At 65.6% G+C, this 22689-nt stretch carries 21 protein-coding genes; 12 read left to right on the top strand and 9 right to left on the bottom strand.

Annotated elements, in window-relative coordinates; translation table 11 throughout:
• The 6 genes from AC3WOB_RS10305 (at position 1) to AC3WOB_RS10330 (ending at position 5913) form a co-directional block, all read left to right on the top strand.
• On the top strand, positions 1 to 1227 hold the full coding sequence (locus AC3WOB_RS10305) for a serine hydrolase domain-containing protein (protein ID WP_492274892.1): 1227 nt from the start codon (positions 1 to 3) through the stop codon (positions 1225 to 1227).
• 48 nt (positions 1228 to 1275) lie between these two features.
• Positions 1276 to 2535 (top strand): ABC transporter substrate-binding protein, encoded by a 1260-nt coding sequence (locus AC3WOB_RS10310; RefSeq protein ID WP_492274893.1) that lies wholly within the window; start codon positions 1276 to 1278, stop codon positions 2533 to 2535.
• 69 nt (positions 2536 to 2604) lie between these two features.
• Entirely contained in the window at positions 2605 to 3486 is an 882-nt protein-coding gene (locus AC3WOB_RS10315) for a branched-chain amino acid ABC transporter permease (RefSeq protein WP_013392054.1), read from the top strand.
• Positions 3483 to 4496: a branched-chain amino acid ABC transporter permease gene (locus AC3WOB_RS10320; protein WP_492274894.1), complete on the top strand. Its 1014-nt coding sequence runs from the start codon at positions 3483 to 3485 to the stop codon at positions 4494 to 4496. The genes AC3WOB_RS10315 and AC3WOB_RS10320 overlap by 4 nt, the downstream gene beginning before the upstream one ends.
• Entirely contained in the window at positions 4493 to 5209 is a 717-nt protein-coding gene (locus AC3WOB_RS10325) for an ABC transporter ATP-binding protein (RefSeq protein WP_492274895.1), read from the top strand. Before AC3WOB_RS10320 ends, AC3WOB_RS10325 begins: the two co-directional genes overlap by 4 nt.
• Positions 5209 to 5913, top strand: coding sequence for an ABC transporter ATP-binding protein (locus tag AC3WOB_RS10330; protein ID WP_492274896.1), 705 nt, complete (start codon positions 5209 to 5211; stop codon positions 5911 to 5913). Before AC3WOB_RS10325 ends, AC3WOB_RS10330 begins: the two co-directional genes overlap by 1 nt.
• Before the next feature lie 16 nt (positions 5914 to 5929).
• Here AC3WOB_RS10330 and AC3WOB_RS10335 read toward each other — a convergent pair whose 3' ends face one another.
• The 4 genes from AC3WOB_RS10335 to AC3WOB_RS10350 form a co-directional block, all read right to left on the bottom strand.
• Positions 5930 to 6985, bottom strand: a complete 1056-nt coding sequence (locus tag AC3WOB_RS10335) for a hypothetical protein (RefSeq protein ID WP_013392050.1) — start codon at positions 6983 to 6985, stop codon at positions 5930 to 5932.
• Positions 6986 to 7037: 52 nt separating this feature from the next.
• Positions 7038 to 7385, bottom strand: coding sequence for a YbaN family protein (locus tag AC3WOB_RS10340; protein ID WP_013392049.1), 348 nt, complete (start codon positions 7383 to 7385; stop codon positions 7038 to 7040).
• Positions 7386 to 7456: 71 nt separating this feature from the next.
• Positions 7457 to 8044, bottom strand: a complete 588-nt coding sequence (locus AC3WOB_RS10345; protein ID WP_013392048.1) for a biliverdin-producing heme oxygenase — start codon at positions 8042 to 8044, stop codon at positions 7457 to 7459.
• Between the two features lie 15 nt (positions 8045 to 8059).
• Positions 8060 to 10996 (bottom strand): TonB-dependent receptor, encoded by a 2937-nt coding sequence (locus AC3WOB_RS10350; protein ID WP_041652608.1) that lies wholly within the window; start codon positions 10994 to 10996, stop codon positions 8060 to 8062.
• A 313-nt stretch (positions 10997 to 11309) separates the two neighbouring features.
• Here AC3WOB_RS10350 and AC3WOB_RS10355 point away from each other — a divergent pair, with 313 nt between their 5' ends.
• The 5 genes from AC3WOB_RS10355 to AC3WOB_RS10375 all read left to right on the top strand — a co-directional run bounded on the left by AC3WOB_RS10355 (position 11310) and on the right by AC3WOB_RS10375 (position 15075).
• A complete protein-coding gene (locus tag AC3WOB_RS10355) occupies positions 11310 to 11849 on the top strand; it encodes a sigma-70 family RNA polymerase sigma factor (protein ID WP_492274897.1) in 540 nt (179 codons plus the stop codon).
• Entirely contained in the window at positions 11842 to 12804 is a 963-nt protein-coding gene (locus AC3WOB_RS10360) for a FecR domain-containing protein (protein ID WP_492274898.1), read from the top strand. Before AC3WOB_RS10355 ends, AC3WOB_RS10360 begins: the two co-directional genes overlap by 8 nt.
• 381 nt (positions 12805 to 13185) lie before the next feature.
• Complete coding sequence (locus AC3WOB_RS10365) at positions 13186 to 13506, top strand: hypothetical protein (RefSeq protein ID WP_492274899.1); 321 nt, start codon at positions 13186 to 13188, stop codon at positions 13504 to 13506.
• 125 nt (positions 13507 to 13631) lie between these two features.
• A complete protein-coding gene (locus AC3WOB_RS10370) occupies positions 13632 to 14138 on the top strand; it encodes a sigma-70 family RNA polymerase sigma factor (protein WP_492274900.1) in 507 nt (168 codons plus the stop codon).
• Positions 14139 to 14145: 7 nt separating this feature from the next.
• Complete coding sequence (locus tag AC3WOB_RS10375; RefSeq protein WP_492274901.1) at positions 14146 to 15075, top strand: FecR domain-containing protein; 930 nt, start codon at positions 14146 to 14148, stop codon at positions 15073 to 15075.
• A gap of 39 nt (positions 15076 to 15114) precedes the next feature.
• Here the strand turns inward: AC3WOB_RS10375 and AC3WOB_RS10380 are convergent, their stop codons facing one another.
• Together AC3WOB_RS10380 and AC3WOB_RS10385 are read right to left on the bottom strand one after the other, a co-directional pair.
• On the bottom strand, positions 15115 to 17526 hold the full coding sequence (locus tag AC3WOB_RS10380) for a TonB-dependent siderophore receptor (RefSeq protein WP_492274902.1): 2412 nt from the start codon (positions 17524 to 17526) through the stop codon (positions 15115 to 15117).
• Between the two features lie 131 nt (positions 17527 to 17657).
• A complete protein-coding gene (locus tag AC3WOB_RS10385) occupies positions 17658 to 19043 on the bottom strand; it encodes an aminotransferase-like domain-containing protein (RefSeq protein ID WP_492274903.1) in 1386 nt (461 codons plus the stop codon).
• A gap of 118 nt (positions 19044 to 19161) precedes the next feature.
• Here AC3WOB_RS10385 and AC3WOB_RS10390 point away from each other — a divergent pair, with 118 nt between their 5' ends.
• On the top strand, positions 19162 to 20022 hold the full coding sequence (locus AC3WOB_RS10390; protein WP_492274904.1) for a DMT family transporter: 861 nt from the start codon (positions 19162 to 19164) through the stop codon (positions 20020 to 20022).
• A gap of 50 nt (positions 20023 to 20072) precedes the next feature.
• Here AC3WOB_RS10390 and AC3WOB_RS10395 read toward each other — a convergent pair whose 3' ends face one another.
• From AC3WOB_RS10395 to AC3WOB_RS10405, 3 genes are all read right to left on the bottom strand, one after another.
• Positions 20073 to 20501, bottom strand: a complete 429-nt coding sequence (locus AC3WOB_RS10395) for an SRPBCC family protein (protein ID WP_013392038.1) — start codon at positions 20499 to 20501, stop codon at positions 20073 to 20075.
• A gap of 103 nt (positions 20502 to 20604) precedes the next feature.
• On the bottom strand, positions 20605 to 21546 hold the full coding sequence (locus AC3WOB_RS10400; protein ID WP_492274905.1) for a diguanylate cyclase domain-containing protein: 942 nt from the start codon (positions 21544 to 21546) through the stop codon (positions 20605 to 20607).
• A gap of 163 nt (positions 21547 to 21709) precedes the next feature.
• On the bottom strand, positions 21710 to 22582 hold the full coding sequence (locus AC3WOB_RS10405; protein ID WP_492274906.1) for an alpha/beta fold hydrolase: 873 nt from the start codon (positions 22580 to 22582) through the stop codon (positions 21710 to 21712).
• Between the last annotated feature and the right edge of the window lie 107 nt (positions 22583 to 22689).

A 22689-nucleotide genomic window follows, 5' to 3' on the forward strand; every position in this document is an offset into this window, starting at 1 on the left:
ATGGCCAACGCAACCCCGCCCCAGGCTCGTGAAGCCGGGGCCCCCGCAGTCCACGGCTACTGCGATCCCGCGTTCGAGCCGGTGCGCGCTGCCTTCGCGCGCAACTTTCAGGACGACGGCGAACTAGGCGCCTCCGTCGCCATTGAGGTCGACGGTTATCCCGTGGTTGACCTGTGGGCCGGCTGGGCCGACACGGCCCGAAGCCAACCCTGGGAACGCGACACGGTCTGTATCGTGTTCTCCAACACCAAGCCGGCCACGGCACTGTGCGCCCACATGCTGGCCGAGGCGGGCGAACTGGACCTGGACGCGCCGGTCTCCCGTTACTGGCCCGAATATGCCGCAGCCGGCAAGGGCGACACCACCCCGCGCATGCTGCTCAACCACACCGCGGGCCTGCCTGCGCTGCGCGAGCCCTTGCCCGCGGATGCCGCTTTCGACTGGGAGGGCATGACCGGCCGGCTGGCCGCCGCCGCGCCCTTCTGGACCCCGGGCGAACGCGTGGCGTACCACGGCCTGACCTACGGCTGGCTGGTCGGCGAACTGGTACGCAGGCTGGGCGGCTGCATGCCCGGCGAGTTCTTCCGCCGCCACATCGCGCAGCCGCTGGACCTGGACTTCTGGATAGGCTTGCCGGAAGCCGAGGAAGCGCGGGTCGCGCCGATCGTGCCGCCGCCCGCGCCGCAAGCGCCGTTCAGCCCCTTCGAGCTGTCGCTGAAGGACGAGCCCGACAGTCCTACCGCGCTGTACGCCAGGAACACTGGCGGCTGGCGTCCGTCCGGCTTCAATAGCCGCGCCGGCCACGCCGCCGGGCTGTGCGCCGCAGGCGGTATTGGCAACGCGCGCAGCCTGGCGCGCTTGTACGGCACGCTGGCGCTGGGCGGCGCGCGCGACGGCGTGCGCCTGCTGCGCGAGGACACCCTGACCACGGCCACCGCCCTGTCAGCGCGGACCGATGACGACGCCTGCCTGCGCGTGCCCTCGCGCTATGCCTGCGGCTTCATGCGCCAGATGGACAACCGCGCGCTAGGCCTGGACAGCGCCTGCTTCGGCGACCAGGCCTATGGCCATACGGGCGCTGGCGGATCGCTGGCTTTCGCCTGGCCGCAGCGCCGGCTTTCATTTGCCTACACCATGAACCGCATGGGCCGCACGGTGCTGCTCGATGAACGCGCGCACCGCCTGGTGCGTGCGACGCATGCCGCAATCGGCGGTTCGCCTGGCTGATTGCGACGCGGCACACACAAATCACAAAAATACTGGAGACAAATCCTCATGAGCACCAACTTTCCCTATCGCCCCGCCGCCCTGCGGCGCCTCTTCGCCGTAGCCGGCGCCACCCTGCTGGTCCACGGCGCGGCCATGGCCGCCGATCCCGTCAAGATCGGCTACCTGATTCCGCTCTCGGGCAGCGCCACCGCCTCCATCGGCAAGGACATGTCGCGCGCCACGCATCTCGCCGTCAAGCACATCAACGACGCCGGCGGCATCCAGGCGCTGGGCGGCGCGCAACTGCAACTGGTCGAAGTGGACACCCGCGGCGACGCCAAGGTCGCCATGACCGAAGTCGAACGCCTCATCACGCGCGAGAAAACGCCGGTGTTGCTGGGCGCCTTCCAGAGCGGAGTGACCTTCCCCGCCACCGCCGTCGCGGAGAAGAACCGCGTGCCATGGGTGGTGGACCTGGCCGCCAAGGCCGACATCACCGAGCGCGGCTTCAAGTATGTGTTCCGCCCCACGCAGATTCCCGCCTCGGGCAATGCAGAGAGCATGGCGGACTTCATCGACTATGCCGGCAAGACCACCGGCAAACCCGCCAAGACGGTGGCCATGGTCTACGAGAACACCGACTGGGGCCAGGACATGGCCAATACGCTGCGCGCCAAGTTCAAGGCGGCTGGCATCGACCTGGTGCTGGACGAGGGCTATCCGCCCAACTCGCCGGACCTGCGTCCGCTGGTGCTCAAGATCAAGGGCAAGAAGCCCGACGTCGTCACCGTGACCTCCTACGGCGCCGATGCCGTGCAACTGCACAAGCTGCTGGCGCAGATGCGGGTCGGCTCGACCTACGTGGGCAGCGCGGCCGGCCAGATCGACAGCACCTTCATCCCGCTGGTCGGCAAGGACATCGCGGGTAATGTCTACACCACCAACGGCTGGGCTGGCTACGAGTCGTCCATCACCACCCCGTTCGCCAAGAAATTCTGGGATGACTTTGTCGCCGCCTACAAGGTCGATCCCAACGAGCTTTCGGTCAGCGCCTACGCCGCGGTCTGGGTCATCAAGGATGCGCTGGAACGCGCCGGCCGCGCCGATCCCGAAGCCATCCGCGACGCCCTGGCCCGGACCAAGCTGCAAGGCACCGATCTGAACAAGCTGGTGGGCTACGACATCGTGATCGACGCCAAGGGCCAGAACCCCGAAAAGCGCTACGTCATGCAGCAGATCACGCCCGACGGCCAATACCGCACCGTATGGCCGGAGAACCTGGCTTCCAAGTCGTACAAGATGGTCTGGCCCGCCGCCCAGCCCTGACCGACCCGGCGCCGCTGCCCTCCGCTTGCCTCGGCGCGGCGGCGCCCCGTTATCGCTAGGAGCTCTTCCTTGACCACTACCCTACTCCAGGCGCTGCTGGGCGGTATCGCCAGCGGCGCCGTCTACGGCCTGATCGCGCTGGGCCTGAGCCTGCAGTTCGGCGTCATGAAGATCATCAACTTCGCCCATGGCGCCTTCCTGATGATGTCCATGTACGTCTGCTTCGCGCTGACCAGCCACTTCGGCCTGCATCCGCTGGCCGCCATGCCGCTGACGGCCCTGGCGCTGTTCGCGGTCGGTTATGCCTGCCAGCGCTGGCTGATCGACGGCATCTACCGCAAGGAAAGCTCGCGCGAGCCGATCGGCGTGCTGATCTTCACCACCGGCCTGTGGATATTCCTGGACAACGCCTTCCTGGCGCTGGCCGGACCCGACAGCCGCACCATCGATGCGCCTTGGGCCAACGAGGTGTGGATGCCTGGCGATCTGATCTTCACCTATCCGCAGATCGCCGGCCTGTTCTTCGCCTGCCTGATCACGGCGGCCTTGGTGCTGTTCCTGCGCCACACGCGCACCGGCCGCGCCATCCGCGCCACCGGCCAGGACCGCGAGGCCGCCAGCGTGCTGGGCATAGACAGCACCCGCGTCTACCGGCTGTCGTTCGCCATCGGCCTCCTGGTGCTGGGCGCTGCCGGCGCGCTGCTGCTGCCGCTCTATCCGGTCAACCCCTTCGTCGGCGACATCTTCGGCCTGCGCGCCTTCGTCATCGTGGTGCTAGGCGGCATAGGCTCGGTGGCGGGCGCGTTCTGGGGCGGCATCCTGGTCGGGGTGCTGGAATCGGTCGGCAGCCAGCTGATCCCCATCACCTATGCCGAGGCGCTTATCTTCCTGCTGTTTCTCGCCACCATGTATTTCCGGCCCAGCGGGCTGTTCGGCGTGGAGAACGAATGATGGCCAAGAAAAAAATGACTTCGGCCGCCGCTATCGCCGCCCTGGGCGTGCTCGCGCTGCTGCCGCTGGCCAGCGGCAACCAATACCTGCTGTCGGTGGGGGCCATGACGCTGCTGTATGCCTACCTGGCGCTATCGTGGAACATCCTGGGCGGTATCGCCGGCCAGCTTTCGCTCGGCCACGCCGCCTACTTCGGGCTAGGCGCCTACACCTCGACCTGGCTGTTCGTGAACCTGGGCATCAGTCCCTGGCTGGGCATGTGGGCGGGCGCCGTCGTGGCCATGGGCGCCGCGCTGATCGTGGGGCTGTCTTGCCTGCAACTGCGCGGCGCCTACTTCGCGCTGGCCACGATTGCCTCCTGCATGGTGCTCAAGACCCTGGTGGAGAACGCCGACACCCTGCTGGGCGGACCGCGCGGCATGGAAGTCACGCTGCTGCGCGACGCGCCGCTGTACTTCCAGCACACCGGCAAGGCCTTCTATTACCTGGTGGCGCTGGCGTTCACCGTCGCCGCGCTGCTGGTCAACCGCCACGTGCTGCGCAGCCGCTTCGGCTACTGCCTGACGGCGGTGCGCAATGACCAGGACGCGGCGATGGCGCTGGGCGTGCCGGTGCGGCGCTACAAGCTCACGGCCGCCATGCTGAGCGCGGCCATGACCGCGCTGGGCGGCACCTTCTATGCCCAGTTCGTGCTCTACATCAGCCCGGACAAGGTCTTCGGCGCCAACCTCAGCGTCATCATCGCCGTGGTCTGCATCATCGGCGGACGCGGAACGCTATGGGGTCCGGTTCTGGGAGCCCTGTTACTCTTGCCCGGCGAAGAACTGGCGCGCTCCCTGACCGGTGGCATGGTGGGGGCCGACATGATGTTGTACGGCCTCCTGCTGATGATCGTCATCCGACTGGAGCCGCGCGGCCTGATGGCGATACTGGCCCGCGTCCGTGCGCCGCGGCGCCGTGCCGATCCGCCAGTGAAGGCCGCCGGCCCCGCCATGGGAGGCACGCCATGAACCTGCTCGAATTCCACAGTGTCAGTCGCAACTTCGGCGGCGTGCGCGCCTCGGACGAGGTCAGCTTCACGGTCGGCGCCGACGAAATCGTCGGTCTGATCGGCCCCAATGGCGCCGGCAAGACCACCCTGTTTGCCATGGCCTCCGGCTTCGTACCGCCCAGCAGCGGCGAGATCCGCTTCAACGGCGCCCGCATCAACGGCCAGGATCCCGCACGCATCTGCGCCGCCGGGCTCGCGCGCACTTTCCAGATCGTCAAGCCCTTCGGCGATATGACCGTGCTGGAGAACACCATGATCGGCGCCTTCCTGCGTCACCGCGCCCCGGCCCAGGCCGAGGAAATCGCGCAAGCGGTGCTGGCCCGCGTCGGCCTGGCCGGACGCGAGCATCAGGTCGCCCGCACGCTCACCCTGTCGGGCCGCAAGCGGCTCGAAGTCGCCAAGGCCCTGGCCACCCAGCCTCGCCTGCTGCTGCTGGACGAGGTGATGGCGGGCCTGACGCCGGTGGAGACGGCGGAAATGGTGGCGCTGATCCTGTCGCTGCGCGGCGACGGTATCAGCGTCTTGGTGATCGAACACAATATGAAGGCCATCATGCAGCTCTCCGATCGGATCGTTGTCATCCAGCAGGGGCGCAAGATCGCCGACGGCCTGCCGCTAGCGGTCGCCAACGATCCGCTGGTGGTGCGCGCCTATCTGGGGGAGGCCGCCTGATGCTGGAAATCCGTCAACTGGACGCCGGCTACGGCGATGTGCAAGTGCTGCGCGGCGTGGACCTGGACGTGGGCGAAGGCGAAATCGTCAGCCTGGTCGGCGCCAATGGTGCTGGCAAGAGCACGCTGATCCGCACCGTCATGGGATCCCTGCCCGCGCTGGCGGGCGAAGTCCGTTTCCTGGGCGAGCGCATCAGCGGCCTGCCCGCGCATATGGTGGCGCGCCTGGGCATGGCCCAGGTCATGGAAGGCCGCCGCCTGTTCGGCCACATGGACGTCGAGGACAACCTGCTGGTCGGCGCGGACGTACTGCGCGACAAGCGCCGCAGCCGCGACAATCTGGATTGGGTCTATCAACTGTTCCCGCGCCTGCGCGAACGGCGCCGGCAGCTCGCGCGCTCATTCAGCGGCGGCGAACAGCAGATGCTGGCCATCGGCCGCGCGCTGATGACTTCGCCCAAGCTCCTGCTGCTGGACGAGCCGTCCATCGGACTGGCGCCCATCATGGTCAAGGACATCTTCGACAAGCTGCCGCTGATCAACGCGCGCGGCATCACCATTCTGCTGGTGGAACAGGACGTGCACCGTTCGCTCAGCATGGCCGCGCGCGGCTATGTGCTGGAGCATGGCGAGATCGTCATGTCGGGGCCTGGCGCCGAACTCCTGGCCGATGAAGGGCTGCGCCGCGCCTATCTTGGGGTTTGATGCGGCGGCCGCGCCGTCAGGCCAGGTATGACGCGACCTCGGCACGCGTGAGATAGCGCGTGAACGTCATGGACGGCTGCTGCGCCTCGTGCATGGCGCCGTTGAAGCCCGACCAGTTGCGCTTCATGCCTTGATCCGTCTCCAGCGCGATCAGCACCCGCTTGCCATGGCGCGATGCGTTGTGGCGCAGCGACGCCTCACCCCAGGCAAAGCGCATGGCGTCGACCAGTTCGCCATTGGCGTAGGCATCGGCCTGCAGCCATTGGAAATCCGCGGTATCGCCGTCCTGGTCCGGCTCGCGCGCCGCGATCTCGCGCTGCACGCCCAGCGCCTGCGCGTGCTCGCCGATGATGATCTGCAGCAGCGTGAACGCGTGGAAGTTGTTGTTGACGGCATGCGCCCGCGCGACAAAGCCCGTCATGGAAGCCGGCAGCAGCACCACCAGTTCGTCCTCGTAGCCCAGCTGCGAGGCCAGCCATAGATAGTGCAGGTTCTCGAACGGCAGGCTGTCGTTGCTGGTGGCCATGGGATGCAACAGCGCCATCAGGTCCGTGTCGGACACCAAGCCGGCGTGATTGCCCCGGTCGCGCAGCGCCATGGTCATCATCGGCAGCACCAGCAGGTCCGCCGCCTGATGCAGGGCTTCCACTTCCCAGCGCCGGTCCGCCGGCACATCGGCCATTCTTGACCGGGCGTCCAGCCAGGCCCTGCGGTCGGCCTCCTCCACCTCATCGTCGTCATCCTCGACTTCCTGTGCGCAATATGGGCTCAGCGTTTGCAGCCACTGCCGCAACAGGTCTTGCAGGACGGGAAAGAGAATCGCCGGGTCGGCGCCGTCTTCCACCAGCGAACCGCACATCAAGGCCACGGCGGCAGCGCGGCCGGGGTGCAGCGCGGGCAACAGACCGGCGCAGGTCCGCAGGCTGGCGGTAGCCTGCCCCGGCCTGCGGGCCTGGGCAAGAAAGGCGCTGACTTCGGGGCGCTGGAAAAACTGCTCCAGAGGGTCCAGATCATCGGCGGCGGTGACCGGAGTGCAAAGCGCAGCGGAGAATGTCGTGTCGGAAGCGGGCATGGAGATGGGCAGGCATGAAAATAGCGGCGTTCGCCTTGCGGCAGCCCGGAGTTTACTGAAGCGGCTCCGGACGCGACAGCACCCAGCCGGCGCACGCCAGCATGCCCAGCCCCACGCCCAAGGCCAGCCACCAGGCGGGATGCGCGCCCCAGGCAAAGCCGGCGTAGCCCAGCGCCATGCCGGCCACCGCGTAGCGCTTGCCCTTGCGGCTGATCGCGCCTTGTTCACGCCATAGCCTGAGCGTGGCGCCGAAGCGCGGATGCGTCAGCAGCCAGCGTTCCAGCCGCGGCGAGGACCGCGCAAAGCATGCCGCCGCCAGGATCAGGAAGATGGTCGTCGGCATGACGGGCAACAGGGCGCCGATCACGCCCAGCGCCACCATCAGGAATCCCAGCAGCATCCACGCGGCGCGCACCGGCCCGCTACGGCTGACGCGCTGCGGGCGCGCGCCGCAACGCGCCCAGGCGCGGCTCACGCGAATTCCTGCTCGACATAGCCGCGCACTGTCCCGAATGCAGCCTGGGCGCCCGTTACGACGAGTTGCTCCTGTTCCGGCGTCAGCGGCACCGCGTCCAGGGCCGCCGCGAACCCGCGCCAATGCCGGGCCACGCCTTCGGCATGTCCGTCCAGATGGCGCGCGCCAAAATCCCGGTCCAGACCCAGCCGGCTACCGGCCAGCTTGTAAAGAACGGCCGCGCCCAAGGTCGAGCCTTCGGACACGTACAACCATCCCAGCGCATGCGGCAGGGGCGTGGCGGCGCCGGTGACTGATGGCGCGGACGGCGCGGCGGCGCCCAGGTCCGCCAGGTCCTGTGCGACCCGATCCAGGCGGCGCCGCTCGCTCAGATCGGGCAGCAACGCCGCCAGGTCGGCCCGCGCATAAAGCGCGTCGACATCGCGCATGAACCGGTACTGCACGCGCAAGAAACCTGCATACCGCTCGCGGCTGTCGAAGATGCCGGCGTCCATGATGCGGCGGTCCAAGGTATCGTGCGTGGACGTCGTGAGCGCCTTCAGGCGCCGGGCCCGGTCGGCAAGGGTGGGGGATGCTTGTGTCATGGCTGGCTCCTCGGGTTAGAACCTGGTCTGCAGCCCCACGCGCAGCGTGCGGCCGGGCGCGGGCATGAAGCTCATGGCCAGCGGATCCAGGTAGTAGCGGTCGGTCAGGTTCTGCAGCGAGACATTCACAACGGTGTGCTCGCGCAGCTTGTAGTTCAGGAACAGGTCGAACAGCGTGACCTGGTGGTAGACCAATTGCGGCGTGGTTGCTCCCGTCTGCCAGGGTTTATCGGCCTTGGCTGTGGGGCCCGAGGTGTAGGTCATGCGGCCGCCCACGGTCAGCGTTTCATTGAAAAAGCGCAGGCCGGTCGTCAGGTTCACCGCCAGTCTCGGCGGGTTCTGCGTGTTCGTATAGGAACCCATGAAGCTGCCGGGCGTGCAGTTCGGCGTATCGCCGGTCTTCTGGTATCTGTTCGCAGCTGCCCGCAGGCGCGCCGCGAACGCCGCATCGCAGGTCTCGGTCTTCAGGTAGTAAGTGGCCGACAGGTCTGCAAACACGCGTCCGGCGTCGTAGCGCGATTGCAGCTCCAGGCCGCTGGTCTTGTAGCTATCGGCGTTGCTGAACCGCATCAGGCCGTTCATGCCTGGCGAGGGATCGTAGTAGCGGGTGATGTAGTTCTTGATATTGTTGTTGAAGTACGCCAGCTTGACGGCCGCCGAATCGCCGTCCGTCAGCACATTGCCGCGCAGCGTGCTGGCGCCGACCTCCCAGCTGTTCGAGCGTTCGGGCTTCAGGCCCTTGCCCGGATCGGTCTGCAGCACTCCGCGGCTCGTCTCGAACAAGGACGGCAGGCGCAGGCCCTGCGTGTAGGACGCATAGACGAAGGTATCCGGCACCAGCTCGAAATTGAAGCCCGCCGACGGCGCAAAGCCGCCGCCGCTACTGCGCTGCTTGCCGGAATAGCCGAAGCCCGTGACCACCTCCGAGATTTGCGACGGGTAGGCGCGGGTCTCGGTCGCGCCGAATTCGTCGAACCGCACGCCTTCATAAGGATTGTTGGTGTTGCCGAATACGATTCCGTTATTGAGCCGGGGATCCGTGGCGTCGGTGTACTGCCCGTTCTGGTCAGGGAACCACATCATGTTGCCCCAGCCTCCCGGCTTGGACACGGACACGTAGCGCAGCTCGCGCTCCTCGCGCCGCGCGCTCGCGTAAACGCCATTGTCCTTGTTGGTGTAGTGGCTGTAGCGGCCGCCGCCCCACAGGGTCAACTTGTCGGTCGGCTTGTAGTCCAGCTGCCCGCTGAAGCTGAACTCCTGCCTGGAGGCGTCGCGCAGCATGCGGTTGGAGTTGATATCGTGCTGCGTGGTGACCACGCCTTTCTGCGGGCGGATGTCTTCGATCTGGAACGATCCGCCCAGAGCCAGCTTGAAGTCGCCCACGCCTGTCTGGAACCGCGAGGTATTGCCCAGGTCGCCGCCTATGCGGCGGTCTGCCTGCCGGGTCCAGTTGCGGTCCGAACGGTACGCCTGCGAAGCCGGCGCAAGCACCGAAGTCAGTTGGCTGGTCTTGGCATCGGTCATCCACAGGTTGGCCGTCAGGTCGACCAGTGGATTGCCCGCCGGTTGAAAGTCGTAGCGCGCCGTGTAGGTATCGATCTTGGTGTCGCTCAAGGGGTACTGATAGATGCCCGCGGTCCCCATGCGAAAGATGTCCGACGGCATGATCTCACCCATGCGTCCGTCGAAGCTGCGATAGCCCAGCTTCAGCGTATGGCCGTCGGCCGGGCGTATCGTCGCCTTCAGCAAGATCGACTCGGTGTCGGCCGAGGAATTCAGTATTTCTTCCCCCGCGTTGTACACGGTGGCGACGCTGTCCTGCTCGTCGCCATATTTGTCGTAGACGCGATAGCGGTCCTGCCCGTTCTTGCCGCTGAAGTAATTGCCCTGGTTGCGGCGCGCATAGGCGGCAACCAGATCCAGCTTGTCATTCGTGTACCCCAACGCGATGCTGCCGGACTCCGCCCGCGACCCTAACAGGCTGCCCCGGCTGTCGTGCGGCGGAGACGCCAGGCTCCCCTTGCGGGCGTTCGGGTCGCGATAGGCGGGCGCGACGCCGTTGTTCCACGCATCGCCCGTCAGGCGCACGCCGAACGTATTGCCATCCACCAGGATGTCCTGGATCCCGATGGTCTGCATCTCCACCGAACCGCCTATGGCGCCGGACTTGATCGAGGGGCCCTTGTTGATCGTGACGCTGCTGATGAGGTCGGCGTCGATGTAACTGCGCTGCTGCGTACCCGCATAGCCCCGGTACACGTCCAGCGCCTGTTCCGAACCGTCCACCCGCACCGCCACGCGGCTTTGCCCCTGGATGCCCCGGATGTTCACGTCCAGCCCGCCGCCGTTGCGGCTGTCGCCCACCTGCACGCCGGGCACGCCTTTCAACAGGTCCCCAGCCGAAACGCGGCCAAAGCGGTCGATGTCTTCGCTCGACAGGTACACGGAGGAACGCGGTGCGAGGTAGACCTCTTTCTCGGGCAGGGCGTCGGCGGCTATCAGCACCGAAGGCAAGGCGAATGCACCGGCGGACGCCCCCTGCGCAGGCGCCAGCGCGTAGCTGCCGTCCTGCCGCGGCACTAGCCGCAACTGCGTGCCCGCCAGCAGCGATTGCAAGGCGCTGCGCACCGTGTAGCGCCCCGCCAAGGCAGGCGCCGTCAAGCCGCGCGTCAACGCCGGGTCGAACGACAAGAGCAGTCCCGACTGGCTGGCGAAACTGCCCAGCGCCGCGCCCAGCGATCCAGCGGCAATGTCGTAATTGCGCGGCGTGGGATCGTCCAACCTCGCGGCGGCGCTTGCCGGCGCGGCGGGAGCGGCTGCCTGCGCTTTCTGCACGGGAGCGGCGACGGTAGCAGCAGGCAGGCCGATCAGTGCGCAACGCAGCGCAAACGCAGCCGGGCGCAAGCGCCATGGGGATTGAGGTCCGGGGGAAGAACGGCGTACTCGATGCATGCTTTTCCTAACTCGTGGGGTCTGGGTCCCGCGCCTGGCGCGAGTTCTCAGACCCCTTGCCGCACGAGATCGGAAAAGGGATATGTTTTTTGCGGAATTATTTTTCGCGCGTAGCCGACCGCGCGGATCGCCGCCATCGAAATCGTCTGATCCAGCCATGGAAACAGGGCTTGCGCTGTTGCTTGCTGACTTCACATCGCCCCCTGAATATTGCGAAGCGCCAAAACCTGAATGATAATTGTTTTTATTCAATTGCCAATACTGCATTCGGTCAGGTCCCTTCCTGGCGCTGCCTGAATCGCCCGTCCCCGTGATGACCACCCCAAGTCCATCGTTCGCCGCCCCACAGCGCGACAGCATCGCCGCCCTATACATCGAGAACCACGCCTGGCTGCGCAACTGGCTGGCCTACCGGCTGCACTCCTGGGGCGCGGGCATGGCGGACGACCTGGCTCACGACACCTTCGTCCGCATCCTGGCCAGCCGCAGCGACGCGCGGCGCGAGTCCATCCAGCAGCCGCGCGCCTACCTCACCACCGTGGCCAAGGGCGTGTTGTTCAGCTGGATGCGCCGCCAGACGCTGGAACGCGCCTGGCTGGAAGCGCTGGCCGCGCTGCCCCAGCCGCAGCACCCATCGCCCGAACGGCAGAGCATCATCCTGGAGGCCCTGCACGAGATCGACGCCATGCTCGACACGCTCAAGCCCCGCGTCAAACAAGCCTTCCTGATGGCGACGCTGGATGGCATGAAGCAGCAGGAGATCGCGCGGGCGCTGAAGGTGGCCGTACCCACCGTCAAGGGCCACATCCACAAAGCCTATCTGGCGTGCCTGAGCCTGATCCCCGATGAATGACGCCGCCCTCGCTCCGCACATCCTCGAGGAAGCCGCCACTTGGCTGCTGCTGATGCAGGACGCGCCGCTCGCGCCCGCCCAGCAGGCCGAATTCGAACGCTGGCGCGGCAGCAGCAGCGATCATCAGCGCGCCTGGAAGCGCGCCGAACGGCTCCTTGTCCGCATGGGCGCCCTGCCGCCCGTCCTGGCGAAACCCACGCTGCAGCGCCCCGCGCACGCAGGCAGGCGCGCCATGCTGCGCAGCCTTGTCGTCCTGCTGGCGGCAGCGCCCCTGGCCTGGCTGGCGTGGCGGCATCAAACCTGGCGCGACTGGCTGGCGGCCGACTACGTCACAGCGGTGGGCGAACGCCTGGACATCAAGCTGGAAGATGGCGCGCAGATCGCGCTGAACACCGACACCGCGCTGGACGTACGCTACGACGAGCGGCAACGACTGCTACGCCTGCGCCGGGGTGAAATCCATATCGCCACCGCGACAGACACACAGCGTCCGCCGCGCCCCTTTCTGGTGCAGAGCGATCATGGCCTGATGCTGGCGCTGGGAACACGCTTCACCGTACGCCAACTCCAGGACTACACGCTCCTGGCCGTATACCAAGGCGCGGTGCAGATTCACCTGGACGGCGCGGGCGCCAGGCCCGGCGCCAACATCATCGAATCCGGCCATCAGGTCCGGTTCGACCGCGACAGATTGGGCGCAATCGAAGCTGCGAACGCCAATGCCCTGGCTTGGCGCGAAGGACTGCTGGTGGCGGACGACATGCCCGTGCGGCAATGGGCGGAAGAACTGATGCGCTACGGCGGCGAGCGCATCGAATGCGATACGTCTCTGCGCCCCCTGCGGGTCTCTGGCACCTTTCCCATCAACGACCTGCCGCTGGCCGTCGGCATGCTGGCCCAGACCTACGGCCTGCACACGCGCCGCGACGGATCGCGCATACACCTAGGCCGATAGGTATTGATTTTTCGCCGCGACCTGCCACAATGAAACCGCGCATTTCATGTTGGCCGACAATCTGTTCCTGGTCCCTGACCGCCTCCGCGCCCCCAACGCGCGCTCAAAGGAGCCCACGATGCCGCCGATATTCATCTCCTCCGTTCGCGTAGCGAGCCCGTCCTTCCCCTGCACCAGGTAGTAGTCCATACGCCGAGCTTCGGCCACCGCGGCATTTCGCCGAGTGGACTGACGCGCCTGCGTCACGGCTGCAAGCCGGCATGGGCTCGCTCGAACACGGCCGCCGACGGATTGCGGTTAACTTTCGCCGCCGGATGCCGTAAATGAAGTGAAGACAGACATAGCTATCCCCTCCGTTCCCAGTCGCAAGGAGTTGCTGTCATGTCCAAGCTCCAATATCGCGTTTCCCTGCTTTTGCTGTGCGCCTCCAGCATCCTTCCGGCTGCCCACGCTGCGGATGGGACCATCCACTTCCAGGGGGCCATCGTCGAAGCGGCTTCGTGCTTGCCACAGGTTCAATCCCGCAAAGTATCGGTCCGCCTGGAATGCGATGCCGAACGCGCTCGCGCCGCCGGCAAGCCTGCCCGCGACCGCGTGAGCGCCAGCCGCGTGCAAGTCGACGTGCAGCCCGTGTCCCTGAAGGCGTCGCGGCCCGGGCAGAAAGATGCCCAGGGCTACATCGTCACGCTCGCCTACCTGTAGTCGTCAGTGCCCGCAATCTGGCGGCCATGCGCGCCGCCGGATTGCCTGCGCCTCACCCTTGCCATAAAATGCGAAACAATCTTATTTGCATTTAGGCTGCTACCGTCAGCCCAGGGGAGAGGCCGATGGAGGCTGACAACTGCGATCCGCGCCAGCAAGTCGGCACGCTGTACCGCGACCATCACGCATGGTTGCAGCTCTGGCTGCGCCGCCGGCTGGGCAATGTGGGCGACGCCGCAGACCTGGCGCATGACACCTTCGCGCGCATCCTCGATTCGCGCCTGCCAGCCGCGCTGCATGAACCTCGCGCCTATCTCACCACGGTGGCCCGCGGCATCCTGGTCAACTGGTATCAGCGCCGCGCGCTGGAGCAGGCCTATCTGGAGGCATTGGCGCAACTGCCCGAGGACCAAGCGCCCTCGCCGGAACGCCAGTTGATCGTCCTGCAGACCCTGTACGAAATCGACGCCATGCTGGACGCCTTGCCGACGCCGGTGCGGCGCGCCTTCCTGCTGTCGCAGATTGAAGGCCTGACGTACGAAGCGATCGCCGGCAGGCTCGGGGTGTCGCTCATCACCGTGAAGCGCTATATGGCGCGCGCCTTTCGCCTATGCCTGGCGTGCATGGAGTGAATCGCCGATGAGCGCCGTGGACGACTCCATCCTCGACCAGGCCGCCGAATGGCTGGTCGTCATGCACGCCGGCGCCGTGTCGGCCGACGACCGCCGCGCCTGGATGGACTGGCGTGCGCGCAGTGCCGCGCATGAACAAGCCTGGTTGCGCGCCGAGCGGCTGCTGGGCACGCTAGGCGACCTGCCCCCCGCGCTGGCCATGCCGGCGCTGGACCGTCCTGGCTCCCGCCGCGCGACCCTGGCCAAGCTGGCCGCCCTGCTGGCGGTGGCGCCCGCCGCCTGGGGCGCCTGGCGTTGGTCGGAAGCCGAGGGCTGGACCGCCGACTACCGCAGCGCCACCGGCGAACGCCGCGAGATCCGCCTCGATGACGGCACGCGCCTGACGCTGGACACGGCCTCCGCGGTCGACGTGCGCTATGACGCCAACCAGCGCGTCGTACTGCTACGCGCCGGGGATATCTACATCGAGACAGCCGCCGATCCGCGCCCCTTCGAGGTCCACACGCGCGACGGCAGACTGCGGGCGCTGGGCACCCGGTTCACGGTGCGGCTGCAGCAGGGCGGGACGCGTCTTGCGGTGCAGGAAGGCGCGGTACGCATCGCCACCGGACACGACACGCTGGTTCTGAACGCCGGCCAGCAGACCGCCTTCTCGGCGCGCGGCATCGACGCCGCAGCCCAGCTGGATCCGGGCGCCGTCGCCTGGACGCAGGGCATGCTCCTGGCCGACGGCATGCCGTTGGGCGTGCTCGTGGCCGAGCTGGCGCGCTACCGCAAGGGCGTGACGCGTTGCGATCCAGCCGTCGCCGCCTTGCGCGTGTCCGGCACCTTCCCGCTAGCAGACACCGACCGCTCACTGGCGATGCTGGCCGCCACCTATCCGGTAACCGTCGCCTCGCGGCTGGGTGGCTACTGGGTCACGGTAGGCCCGGCCTGAAACGGGCGGGGCGCAGACCGCGTCACGCCGCTTGGACCCTCACCACTTGTACGACACGTTGGCAATCACGCTGCGGCCCGCGCCCAGCAAGCAAGCATTGCTCAGGAAGCAGCCCGCCACGTAATACTTGTCCGTCAGGTTCCGCACATTGACCGACGCGCTCAAGCCCCTCAAGGACGGATCGGCGCGGCCGAAGTCATAGCCCACCATGGCGTCCACCAGCGTGTAGGCCGGCACCTTGAAGGTGTTCTGCGCGTCGCCATAGCTGGAGCCCGTGTAGCGCACCCCCGCCCCCAGCGTCAGGCCTTCGAGCGCGCCGCTGGACAAGGTGTAGTCGGTCCACAGGGACAACAGATGCCTGGGCACGCGCACCGGCGTCTTGCCCTTGTTGCTCACGCCCGCGAAATTGGGATTGTCCTTGGTCACTTCCACGTCGTTGTAGGTATAGGAAGCGATCACGTTCAACCCGCGCACCGGACGCAGCACGCCTTCCAACTCGATACCGCGCGAGGTCACCTCCCCTTCCTGCACGTTGAACGATGTGTTTTGCGGATTGGTGGTCAGCACATTCTGGCGCCGCAGATCGAACGCCGCCAGCGTCACATAGCTGTCCGAGCCCGGCGCCTGGTACTTCACGCCCACCTCGTACTGCTTGGCCTTCTCTGGCTTGAACTGCGCACCGTTGATGTCCGTGCCCGTCAGCGGCGAAAAGGACTCGCTATAGCTCACATAGGGAAAGAAGCCGCTCTCGAAGGCATATCCCAAGCCGGCGCGGCCCGTGAAGCCCTCCGCCGCCGTGTCCGTGCGCACATCCCGCAGCACATTGGTGGTGCGCTGGTTGACCCAGTCATAGCGGCCGGCCAGCGTGGCTACCCATTGGTCCAGCTTGACCTGGTCCTGCAGGTACACGCCCAACTGGCGGCTGCTCTCGTCCGTGCTGAGCAACGAGGTATAGCGCGAGGTGTCGATGCTGACCCGCACCGGGTGATAGATATTGATCGGCGGCGCATTGCCCGTTTGCGTATCCGCGGTGCGTTTGCTGTACTGATAATCCAGCCCGACCAGCAAGGTATGGGCCAGCGCGCCCGTCGCGAACTTGCCCACCAGCCGGTTGTCCACAGAGTACGTGTCGCTGTCGTAGTCGCGCAGCTGGTAGAAGCGCGCAATGTCCGTGCCATTGATCACGCCGCTGTTGCGGAACAGCTGATCCTGGTAGCCCTTGAAATGGCCATAGCGGAAATTCTGCTGGAAGGTCCACGTGTCGGAAAACGCGTGGCTGAACTCGTAGCCGATATTGGTGAACTCGCTCTGCTCCTTGTCGAAGCCCGGCTGATTCAGCGAGCGATGCCGCGGCACGCGGCCATTGGGATTGGAGCCGTCCAGCACCGAATACGGCAGGTTGCTGGTGAACAGGTTGCGGTTGCGCTGGTACGAGGCCAGCAGCGTCACCGAGGTGCGCGCGCTGGGCGCCCAGGTCAGGCTGGGCGCCACGTATATGCGGTCGTCCGGCACGCCGTCGATACTGCTGTCGGCGTTGCGGCCCAAGGCGACCAGCCGGTAAGCCAGCGTGCCCGGCTCATCGAGCACGTCGCCGATATCCATCGAACCCTGGATCCGGTCATGGCTGCCGGTGGACAGCCCGACCTCGCGATGCGACTCGAACAAAGGCCGCTTCGACACGAAATTGATGATGCCGCCCGGCGAGCCCTGCCCGTACATCACCGACGAGGGCCCCTTCAGCACCTCGATGCGGTCCATGCCATAAGGCTCCGGCGCGAAATACCCGGTATTGCTGTTGCGCAAGCCGTCCGTGTAGGCATTGGTCGAAATCTGCTGGAAGCCGCGCACCATCAGCGTATTGTCGGTGGGGTTGTCCCCCGCCACGTTGGCATAGACGCCCGCCGTGTAGCTCAGCGCGTCGCTCACCGTCTGCACGCCCTGCACCGCCATGCGCTCCTGCGTCACCACGGAAATCGACTGCGTCGTCTCCATCAAGGGCGTCGCCGTCTTGGTCGCGGAAGTCGCGTTGCCGACCAGATACGGATTCGCGCCCGAGTAACCCGCCGCGCCCGTCACCGTGATCGCCGGCAGCGTCGCCGCGTCCGACACCGCCTTGCGCAGCGTGTAGCTGCCATCGGCGCGCGGCACCATCTCCAGCCCGCTACCGGCCAACACGCGCCGCGCCGCCTCGGCCCGGCTCAACTCCCCGGAGACGCCGGGGCTTTGCAGGCCGTCTGTCCATGACGGCTCGAACGCCAGCGAAATCCCCGACGCCAGCGCGAAGCTTGCAATGGTCTTGCCCAGCGGACCGGGCGGAATGTCATAAACCTGGCGCGCCTGTACAGCGGCGGCTGCGGGAGCACCTTGCCCGTGGACCGCGCCCGCGGTCAAGGTGCCGGCCAGCACAGCCATGGAAATCGCGCGGCGGCGCCTGATGGAGGGGGAACGCATGCAAATAGCCTCTCGAACTGGGGTGGATAGTTGCTATGCCAGTTGAGAAAGCAAAAGGTATCAGGGGGCAGGAAAAGATTTTTTGGAATGCAGACTGGCTGCCGTTTGCCGCAACCAGCATCGCACCATGATCAAGCGGCGCTCAAGGCCTTCGCCAGCACCGTGAATACCCGCTCGTCCGTGGACTGCGCAACGTTGAACCGCAGAAAGTCCCCGGCAGCCAGGGATTGGCTGAAGGCGTTGCCAGGCGCCACCACCACGCCCTCCTTGAGGCATGACCGGGCGACGGTGGCGGCATCCTTGCCCTCCGGCAGACGGCACCACAGGAACATCCCCGCGCGGGGCGTCAGCCAGGGCTTGATGCCCAGCTTCTGAAGCCTGGAGGCGGTCTTGTCCATCTGCTGCGCCAGGCGCAGCCGGGTCGCCTCCATGTGCCTGCGGTAGCCGCTGCCCGTCAGCGTCCGGAAAACGATGTCGGCCGCCAGCCGGCTGCCGCCAAAGGTCGTGGCGACTTTCAGGTCGGTCAGGCTTTCCACCCAGTCGGACCGTAGCGCGATGTATCCACAGCGCACCGACGCCGACACCGTCTTCGAGAAGCTGCCGATATGTATGACCCGCGACAACCCGTCGAACGCGGCCAACCGTGGCGCAGGCGTGTTCTCGAAGTCGGCGAAGATATCGTCCTCGACGATTACCAGCTCGGAATCGTCCGCCAGCTTCAACAGGCGATGCGCAACCAAGGGCGACAAGGTCGCCCCCGTCGGATTGTGTATGCCTGAGTTCGTGATGTAGAGCCGCGGAGAATGCTCGCGCAGCGCCGCTTCAAACGCCCGGACATCCGGACCGTTCGGTGTATAGGGCACCCCCACCGCCTTGACGCGGTGCGCCTTCAACAGCGCATGGAAATTGAAATAGCAAGGATCGTCCACCAGCACCGTGTCTCCCGGTTCCAGCAGAAAGCGCAGGATCAGGTCGATCGACTGGGTTCCGGAATCGGTCAGCATGATCTGCTCCGGCCCGGCCTCTATCCCCATGCCCGCCATCCGCCGCGCCAGCAGTTGCCTCAAGGGCGCGTGGCCCAAGGGCGTCCCATACTCGGTCAGTTCCGCGGCTTCGGCCCGCGCCATGCCGCGCAGGGCGCGCCGCAGCCCTTCCTCGTACATCCAGCTGACCGGCAGCCACCCGCAGCCCGGCCGCAAGCTGTCCGCGTCGGCCGCCAGCGACTGGCGCGATACCCAGAGCGGATCGACTTCCCGGTCCAGCTTCGGCCCCATCTCGGTAAGCGCCAGCGGCGCCACGGGTCCCGCCACATAAAACCCCGCCCCGGGACGCGACACCAGCACCCCCTCGGCCGCCAGCCGCTCGTAGGCTTCCACCACCGTGGACACCGACACGTCCAGCGCCTTGGCCTGCACTCTCACCGAGGGCAGGCGCGCGCCAGGCAGCGCCGTGCGTGCCGCAATCCGCCCCTGGATCTCGCCCATGACCTGCTTGATTAGAGTGCCGCCACGCGCCATGGAATGCTCCGCTGTACTGGCTTTTATTACATAACAGTTCCGTAAAATTGTACTGGATTGTGCGTGGACTCGGGTCAGCCGCCATGCTGTACTGACGCCCGGTATCAAGGAGCTTCAGATGGACAAGGCCACCAGCGGCTGGGTAAACGGTTTTATCGGTGTAGTGATCTTCGCGGGCTCCCTCCCCGCCACCCGGGTTGCCGTGGCGGACCTGGATCCCATCTTCCTGACCTGCGCGCGGGCCGCCATCGCCGGTCTGCTTGGTCTGGCGCTCCTGATGCTGCTGCGCCAACCCCGGCCCTCTCTGTCCGACACCCCCTCCCTGGCGCTGACCGCATTGGGCGTGGTCGTCGGCTTCCCCCTGCTGACGGCCCTGGCTCTGCAGCACGTCACCTCGGCCCATTCCATCGTCTTCCTGGGCCTGCTGCCGCTCAGCACCGCCATCTTCGCGGTGATACGCGGCGGCGAACGCCCGCGCCCGCCGTTCTGGATGTTCTCCATCGTCGGCGCCGCCTGTGTTGCAGGCTATGCCGCCTGGGGCGGCCTGGAGGCCTCGCCCACGGGCGATCTGCTCATGCTCGCCGCCATCATCGTCTGCGGCCTGGGCTACGCCGAAGGCGCCAAGCTATCCCGCAAGCTGGGCGGCTGGCAGGTCATCAGCTGGGCGCTGGCGCTGTCCCTGCCCGTCATGCTGCCCATCGCGCTGCTGACCATGCCCGCTTCGTTCGAACACGTCAGCACGCCCGCGTGGATAGGCTTCGCCTATGTGTCGCTGTTCAGCATGCTTGTCGGGTTCGTATTCTGGTATCGCGGACTGGCGCAGGGCGGAATTGCAGCCGTGGGACAGCTGCAACTGTTCCAACCGTTCATGGGACTGGGGTTGGCTGCGGTGCTGCTGCATGAGAACGTCAGTTGGACGATGCTGGTCGTGACGCTGGCGGCGGTGGTTTGCGTGGCGGGTGCAAAGCGGTACGCGTAGGGCTGGCGGATAAGTGTGAAGCTGACGCCATATCCCTGACTGACCCATGGTTAGTGACGAGGCGCTTGGCGTTGCTCAGCGTATGCTTTAAGTGATTGCATGGTTTGAGGAAGCCCCTCCCGAATCTGCTTGGCAACACGTGGCCCGAAAATAACAGCAAGGGCGCCAGAGAACCATACGCGGTGAGCGACTTCCGAGCCGCCATCCACCGGCGAAACGGTGTGCTCAAAGTGCATGCGGAACAGAGGGATGTAGCCCTCTACAGTGAACGATCGGCCCTCGGATCGCTCTGTGACAACCATGGGCACGCCCATGCCCTTGCGGGGAACTATCCGGCCCCTTGTTCCAACTACGAATGGCCCGTTCAATTGGGCTTGCTTGGTGTCCGGGTCCCAAAGGTGCCATCGGTCGACTTCGCTCCAAATATGGTCGATGACCATGGGAGGCACTGCGATTTGGATACGTTCTTCGATATGCATGAACGGGCTGATTCCTCGGCAGGATAACGGTGTCAGACTACAATTTCGCAGCATCTGGGCAGGCAAATTGTAGCCGGGCACCTATTTCCTACACACGGACGGGTCATAGCTCCACGTGCTCAATGCGGTTTCGCCCGTTGTTCTTGGCCGCGTACAGTTGCTGATCTACGGCCTTGACGAAACCAGCACGGTCTGTCTTCCCGTCTGGCACCACCGTGCCTGCTCCGATGCTGACGGTAACGCGCCTGCCATGCGGTGACAGCGCGTGCACGATAGCCTTCTTCTGGAGCAACCGCTGGCAACGGTCAGCAACCTTCCGCGCAACTTCGGCATCGGCTTCGGGCAGCAGCACGACAAACTCTTCCCCGCCGTATCGCGCAACCAGATCGCGCGGGCCGTCCAGCGCAAGGTTCAAGGTCTGCGCGATATCCACCAGGCACTGGTCGCCCTGGGTGTGGCCATACAAATCGTTGTACTGCTTGAAAAAGTCAACGTCGAGCAACAATACGGACAGGGGTTTTCGTTCGCTGTCCGCGCGCGCCCATTCCAGTTCGAAACCACTGTCGAAGCGACGCCGGTTGGCAATATTCGTCAAGCCGTCCTTGAAGGACAGCGCCTCCAACTCCTTTTGCAAGGTCAGCAGCTTTTCCTCGGTCTTCTTGCGTTCGGTGATGTCGAACATGAAGCCAATCAGCGCTTGAACTTCGCCTCTGTCATCGCGCATGACGTGCACGACGTCGCGGATCCACACATAGCCATTGTCCTTGGTCAAGGCCCGGTAGTCTGCCTCATGGTCGACGCCGGCCTGGGATTGGCTGACGCAAAAATTCACCACGGAATCGCGGTCGTCCGGGTGCATACGCATGGCCCAGTCCTCCACGCTCACCCAGCTTGCTACGGTCCAGCCCAGCAACGCCTCGATCTGCGGACCGATATAGGCGAACTTCTTCGTGGCCCAATCGATCTTCCAGGGAATCGCCTTGGTCGACTCCAGCAAGGTCCTGTACACCGCGTTGTCATCAAGAAGCGTGCTTTCGTCGGACATACTCAATCCACCCTTGATCCACATGAACCAGCCACTTTAGCCTGAACCCGTCAGCGACTCTAGACGATGCTGATATGACTCCGGCTGCGGTGGTTTATGTGGTGGGAGCCAAGAGATGCGCCGAATGACAAGGCCGCACTCGACGCGCCCCTATCGAAACCCATCAAGGCGCCAGCACCTCGATGATCCGGCGCCCGATATACGCCGCATGCGTCTCAAGCGCAAAGTGCCCGGTATCCAGCAACTCAACCTGCGCGTCCGGATTGTCCCGCTTGTACGCCTCGGCCCCAGGCGGAATGAAGAATGGATCGTTGCGGCCCCAGATGGCCAGCGTCGGGATTTTCGCCGCGCGGAAGAAGGCCTGGAAATCCGGATACCGCTTCAGGTTATTGGCATAGTCCAGAAATAGATCGAGCTGGATGTCCTTGTTGCCCGGCCGCTCAAGCAGGGCGGCATCAAGCGTGTAGCTTTCCGGCGCCACGTCGTCCGGATTGGCGACGCCATGCACGTATTGCCATTTGGTCCCCTCGAAGTTCAGCACGGCATCCGCGATGACCTGCCGGTTGGCCGCGGTCGGCTCCGCCCAGTAGGCACGGACTGGCGCCCAGGCATCGCCCAGGCCTTCGAGATAAGCGTTGCCATTCTGCGAGACCAGGCCGGTCACCCGCTCTGGGTGGGCAAGCGCCAGGCGCAGCCCGACGGGCGCGCCATAGTCGAAGACGAACATCGCATAGCGCTTCAGGCCCAGCGCATCGACGAAAGCGCCGAGCGATACGGCCAGGTCGTCGAACGTGTACCGGTACTGGCGCTCCTCGGGAACTTCCGTGAAGCCAAAGCCGGGCAGATCCGGGGCAATCACGTGAAAGCGCGTGGCCAGAAGCGGGATCAGGTTGCGGAATTGATGAGAGGAACTGGGGAACCCATGCAGAAGCAGCAGCACGGGCGCATTGGGATCGCCTGCTGCACGATAGAAAAAATTCAGGCCATCGGCTTGCACGCGACGCGTTTGGATCTGGCTTTCAGGGGTGTTGGACATGATGATCTCCGGGATCAAGGGCTGAATCAATGGCCGAATTCCTACAGGCAGTACGGGCCATTCTTTCTCGTTTCAAGTAACCTGTCAACTTAATATTTACTGGTTAC

The organism is Achromobacter sp. FW305-C-30-7 (assembly GCF_058783105.1).